Origin of the sequence: Myxococcus sp. AM011, assembly GCF_013372595.1 — a bacterium.
GTDB classification, from domain to species: Bacteria; Myxococcota; Myxococcia; order Myxococcales; family Myxococcaceae; genus Myxococcus; species Myxococcus eversor.
Genome location: NZ_JABXEM010000427.1, coordinates 1 through 5,921, shown reverse-complemented (window position 1 = coordinate 5,921; position 5,921 = coordinate 1). Strand labels below are relative to the sequence as shown.

Below are 5,921 nucleotides of genomic sequence, written 5' to 3'. Positions count from 1 at the left end.
CCGCCGGAGGACGTGGGGCGTGAGGCGGCGCGGCAGGCGGTGGCGACCATCGGCGCGGTGGACTGCGCGGCGGGCCCGCAGACGGTGGTGCTGGCGCCCGGCTGGAGCGGCATCCTCCTGCACGAGGCGGTGGGCCACGGCCTGGAGGCGGACTTCATCCGCAAGGGCACGTCGCTGTTCGCCGGCAAACTGGGAGAGAAGGTCGCCTCCGAGCTCGTCACCGTCATCGACGACGGCACGGTGTCCAGCGGGCGCGGCTCCATCAACATCGACGATGAGGGCACTCCGGGCGAGCGCAAGGTCCTCATCGAGAACGGGGTGCTCAAGGGCTACCTCTACGACACCCTCAACGCGAAGCTGATGGGGCAGCGCTCCACGGGCAGCGGGCGGCGCGAGTCCTTCCGGCACCTGCCCATTCCGCGCATGACGAACACGTTCCTCGCGCCGGGCAACCACCACCCCGGCGACATCCTCAAGGAGGTGAAGCGCGGGCTGTACTGCGCGACCTTCGGCGGAGGACAGGTGGACATCAGCAACGGCAACTTCGTCTTCGAGGTGAGCGAGGCGTACCAGATTGAAGACGGCAAGCTGGGCCGTCCGGTGAAGAACGCCATCCTCATCGGCGTGGGGCCGGAGGCGCTGAAGAACGTGTCCCGCGTGGGGAATGACCCGCAGCCAGACCCGGGCATGGGCGTGTGCGGGAAGAACGGGCAGTCGATACCGGTGGGCGTGGGACTGCCCACGGTGCGCATCGACAACGTCACCGTCGGCGGAACCCAGGTCGGTTGAGAGAGAGCGCCAGACACCATGGACTACCAGAAGCTCGCGAAGAAGATTGTCCAGCGCGCCACGAAGAAGGGCGCCAGCCAGGCGGAGGCGTTCCTGGAGGTGGGCCGCCAGAGCAGCGTGCGCGTGCGCGAGGGACAGATTGAAGACCTCACCCAGTCCACGTCCAAGGGCGTGGGCTTGCGCGTCGTGGTGAAGGGCCGGCTCGGCTTCGCCTTCACGTCGGACTTCGAGCCCTCGGGCCTGGACCTCCTCGTGGACCAGGCGCTGAAGCTGGCCCAGGCCGCCGCGCCCAACAAGCTCAACGGCTTGCCCGGCGTGAAGGAGCTGGGCCGCTTCGGCGACACGGGCGAGCTGTACGACGCGGCCGTGGCCAACCTGCCCGGCGACTGGAAGGTGAAGGCCGCGCTGGAGATGGAGAAGGCGGGGCGCGCGGAGGACTCGCGCGTGACGACATTCAACGCGGTGGGCGCCGGGGACTTCGTGTCCGAGGTGTACGTCGCGTCGTCGGAGGGCATGGCCGGGGGCTACTCGGGCACGTACGTGTACCTGTTCGCGATGCCGGTGGCCGCAGCGGACGGCCAGCTCCAGAAGGGCTACTGGCTGGACTACAAGCGCTTCCTCGCGGACCTGGAGCCGCCGGAGTCCATCGGCCGCGAGGCGACTCGGCGCGCGGTGCGGATGCTGGGCGCGAAGCGCGTGAAGACGCAGCAGGTGCCGGTGCTCTTCGACCCGCTCGTCACCGCGTCCTTCGTGTCGGGCGTGGCCAGGGCTGCCAGCGGCAACGCCGTGCACCAGCAGGCCAGCATGTTGGCCTCGCTCCAGGGCAAGCGGCTCGCGAGCGAGCACGTCACGCTGGTGGACAACGGCCTGCTGCCCCGGGGCCTCTCCACGGCGCCCTTCGACGGAGAGGGAGTGCCCACCCGGCGCACCCCCATCATCGACCGGGGCGTGATGTCGAACTTCCTCTACGACGCCTTCACCGCGCGCAAGGCGAAGGCGCGACCCACGGGCAACGCCAAGCGCGGCTACAACGCGCAGCCCTCCATCGGCACCAGCAACCTGTATCTGGAAGCGGGCACCACTCCGCCCGAGCAGCTCATCCGCGAGGTGGACCGGGGCTTCTACGTCACGTCGCTGCTCGGCCACGGGGCCAACCCCGTCACGGGAGAGCTGTCCGCGGGCGCCAACGGCCTGTGGATCGAGAACGGCGAGCTGACGCACGCGGTGCAGGAAGTCACGGTGGCCGGCAACGTCTTGAAGATGCTCCAGGACATGGACGGCATCGGAAACGACCTGCAGTTCCGGGGTGGCACGGTGGGCGCGCCCACTGTCCGCTTCCGGCAGCTCACCCTCTCGGGAGAGTAGCCCTACCTCCCGCGTCCCTTTAGCGTGGGCGACGCGAGAGGCCACCCTCCCCCACTCGTTGGGGGAGGCGCATGTCAGGGCCTCCGGCTACACCTTTCGTCCGCAGCGCAGGAGGGCGCACCCATGGCAGCGAAGTCCGCACGGAAAAAGACGGCCGCCGCCCCGAAGGCGAAGCCGGCAAAGAGCAGCACCCCTCGCAAGCCCCGCCGCAAGAAGGCGGACCCCAGGTCCCGGGGCCTGACGCCCGCGGACGTGGCCAGCGACTCGGTGGAGTACCCCATCGAAATCCTCGAGGCCGTGCGCACCGATGGCGGCGAGGTGCTCGGCGTCTACCGCGAGCCGTTGGGAGGCCACCCGGTGGTGCTCGCGGTGCTGCCCATCGACCTGGTGGAGCCCACGCCGTATCAGCGGGACTTGTCCGAGCCCCACGTGAAGCGGCTCGCCAGCGCCATGGAGCGATTGGACCGGTTCCTGGACCCCGTCATCGCCGTGCGCAAGGACGGCAAGTACTGGACGCCCAACGGCAACCACCGCCTGCACGCGAGCAAGTTGTTGGGCGCCAAGTCCATCATCGCGCTGCTGCTCCCCGACGAGGACGTGGCCTATCAAATCCTCGCCCTCAACACGGAGAAGGCCCACAACCTCAAGGAGCGCTCGCTGGAGGTGGTCCGCATGTACCGGGGCCTCGTCGGCGCGGGCCGCGCGGGCAAGGAGACCGCCTTCGCGCACCTGTTCGAGGAGCCCGCCTTCGTCACGCTGGGCGCCGCGTACGAGAAGCGCCCCCGCTTCTCCGCGGGCGCCTACCACCCCTTCGTCAAGGTGGTGGAGGACTTCCTCGACAAGCCGCTCGTCGACGCGCTCGCCCTTCGCGAGGCCCGGGCGGACCGGCTCCTGGAGCTGGACGACGCAGTGGTGGCCGTCGTCAACGGCCTCAAGGAGCGGGGCATGCAGAGCCCCTACCTGAAGAACTTCGTCGTCGCCCGCATCAACTTCCTGCGCTTCCGCAAGAATGGCGGCAAGCCCGACTTCGACGAGACGCTGGACCGGATGCTGGCCAGCGCGCTCAAGTTCAACCTGGAGTCCGTCAAACGCGAGGACATCGGCCGGATGGGCGGTGGCCCTGTTGAGTCGGACGAGGACCACGGCTAGGGAACGGGGATTGCAAGAAGCGGCGCCCGACATGACCACCTCCACCGTTCTTGTCGTCGACGACGACCGCGCCAACCTTGACTCCGTGACGCGCATCTTCCAGCGGGAGAACATGGCCACGCTGTCGGCCGCCAACGGGACGGAGGCGCTGGAGCTCCTGCGCCGGCCCGAAGTCACGGTGATGGTGACCGACTTGATGATGCCCGGCATGGACGGGCAGGAGCTGCTCCGCGCGGCGCGCACCATCCGCCCCGACGTGGAGGTGGTGCTGATGACGGCCTACGGCACGGTGGAGACGGCCGTGGCGGCGATGAAGGACGGCGCCTACGACTTCATCACCAAGCCCCTCAAGCGCCACTCGCTGGTGAAGGCGGTGCAGAAGGCGCTGGAGAAGCGGGCCCTCGTCTCGGAGAACCAGACGCTCAAGGCGAAGCTGGCGGAGATGAGCGCCGCGGGCGGGCGCACCATGGTGGGCCAGTCCCCCGCCTTCCGCGCCATGCTGGACACCATCCGCCAGGCGGCGCCCTCCACCGCCACGGTGCTGCTCCTGGGCGAGTCCGGCACCGGCAAGGAGCTGGCCGCGCGCTCGGTGCACGAGTTCTCCAGCCGGGCCAAGGGCGCCTTCGTCGCCGTCAACTGCGGCGCGCTGCCGGAGAACATCCTGGAGGCGGAGCTGTTCGGCGTGGAGCGCGGCGCCTTCACCGGCGCGGTGGCCCGTCGCGAGGGCCGCTTCGAGCGCGCCCACGGCGGCACCCTCTTCCTGGATGAAATCGGAGAGATGCCGCTGCCCGCCCAGGTGAAGCTCCTGCGCGCGCTGGCCGAGGGCGAAATCGAGCGGCTGGGCGGCACGCAAATCGTGAAGGTGGACGTGCGCCTGGTGGCCGCCACCAACAAGGACCTCCAGAAGGAGGTGGCGGATGGCCGCTTCCGCGAGGACCTCTACTACCGCCTCAACGTGGTGGAGATCCGCGTCCCCGCGCTGGCCTCGCGCCGGGAGGACATCCCCCTGCTGGCGGACGCGTTCCTGCGCCGCTTCGCCGCGAAGAACGGCAAGGTGCTGCGCGGCTTCTCCCCGGAGGCGCTCCAGACGCTGGAGAACTACGCCTGGCCCGGCAACGTGCGGGAGCTGGAGCACGCCGTCGAGCGCGCGGTGGTGCTGGCGCGGGGCGAGGTGCTGGAGGTCAGCGACCTGCCCGAATCGGTGCGCAAGGGCCCGCTCGGCGCCGCCTCCCAACTGGTGATTCCCATTGGGACACCCATGGAAGAGGTGGAGCGGCGGGTGATCCACGAAACGCTGCGCCACACCAAGGGCGACAAGACGCTGGCCGCCCGGCTGCTGGGCATCGCGGCCCGCACCATCTACCGCAAGCTGGAGCGCGAGCAGTCCAACGGCGGCGAGCCCTCCACCGGCGGAAGCGAGGACTGACAGGCCGTCACAGAGGCCCCCACCTGGCTTTGACAATTTGTCCCAAGGCTCGGGGCAGCTCGCTCAGTCGCCCGGAGCGGCCCTTCATTCCGGAATAATTTCGAGCGCTTGGCCGTCCCCGTTGATTGGCCCCACTGGCCCGCGGTGGCACCTGGCTTGCTCTCCACCGGTTCGGCTTTCTCTCGGAAGCGTGATGGAACTCTTCTTTCGAAAATACTTTTGGACGGTGAACCTGCTGTTCGTCCTCCTCGTCGCGCTGTTGGCGGCGAAGACGGTGAACCTGTTCGTCGAGTCCGCCATCTCCCCGGTGCCCACGTCGGGGGCCGCCTCGCGCGCGCCCGCCAACGCCCGGCCAGCCCAGTCCGCACTGGCGCTGCCGGACATGGAGCAGCTGTCCCGGGTGACTGGCATCAAGATTCCGGAGCCGGAGGTCGCGGTGGCTGAACCCACCGCTCCTCAGGTCGACCCCAACGCGGCCCCGGTGAAGAGTGGCCTTCGCGTGAAGCTGCTCGGCACGCTCGTCGCCGGCAACCCTGACTGGTCCTTCGCTTCCATCCAGGACATGGTCACCCAGCGCTCGCAGACGTACATGGTGGGCAATGCCCTGCAGGGCGCCACCGTGCTCGAAATCGAGCGTGAGCGCGTCATCATCGTCAACGGGGGCCGCAAGGAGTTCATCGACGGCAACCCGGGCGACGGCGCTCAGGCCTTCACGCCGCCCACGCCTCCGGTGGCGCAGGCGAACACCGCGTCCACCAGTGGCATCCGCGCGGTCAGCGACAACGAGTACGAAGTGCCGCGCGCGGAAATCGACAAGACGCTCAACAACCTCAACGACGTCGCCATGCAGGCGCGCATCGTTCCCGCCTTCAAGGACGGGCAGGCCGTGGGGTTCAAGCTCTTCTCCATCCGCCCGGACTCCATCTACTCCAAGATTGGAGTCCAGAACGGCGACGTCATCCGCCGCATCAACGGATTCGACCTCAACAGCCCCGAGAAGGCGCTCGAGGTCTATTCGAAGATGAAGGACTCATCCCGCATCGAAATCGAGATCGAGCGCAACGGCGCGCCGATCCGCAAGTCCTACAACGTCCGTTAAACCCCACGCCGCGCCCGCTCCTCCATGAAGACGCTCCCGTCCTGGATGCTCTGCCTTTGCCTCGCGCTCGCCGTCCCCGCGCAGGCCCAGCGC

The 5,921-nt window shown here is 68.8% G+C and carries 5 protein-coding genes; all 5 read left to right on the top strand.

Going from position 1 to position 5,921, the window contains the following annotated elements:
- Positions 1–789, top strand: a 789-nt coding sequence (locus HUW62_RS45250) for a TldD/PmbA family protein (RefSeq protein WP_255204002.1), incomplete at its 5' end; no start/stop codon positions are given.
- Between the two features lie 18 nt (positions 790–807).
- The gene (locus HUW62_RS45245; RefSeq protein WP_163868022.1) at positions 808–2,154 is read left to right on the top strand and encodes a TldD/PmbA family protein; all 1,347 of its coding nucleotides are present in this window, start codon (positions 808–810) and stop codon (positions 2,152–2,154) included.
- A 123-nt stretch (positions 2,155–2,277) separates the two neighbouring features.
- Positions 2,278–3,303 (top strand): ParB N-terminal domain-containing protein, encoded by a 1,026-nt coding sequence (locus HUW62_RS45240; protein WP_163868021.1) that lies wholly within the window; start codon positions 2,278–2,280, stop codon positions 3,301–3,303.
- A gap of 31 nt (positions 3,304–3,334) precedes the next feature.
- On the top strand, positions 3,335–4,729 hold the full coding sequence (locus HUW62_RS45235; protein ID WP_163868020.1) for a sigma-54 dependent transcriptional regulator: 1,395 nt from the start codon (positions 3,335–3,337) through the stop codon (positions 4,727–4,729).
- A gap of 193 nt (positions 4,730–4,922) precedes the next feature.
- On the top strand, positions 4,923–5,828 hold the full coding sequence (gene gspC / locus HUW62_RS45230; protein WP_163868019.1) for a type II secretion system protein GspC: 906 nt from the start codon (positions 4,923–4,925) through the stop codon (positions 5,826–5,828).
- The last annotated feature ends 93 nt before the right edge of the window (positions 5,829–5,921 follow it).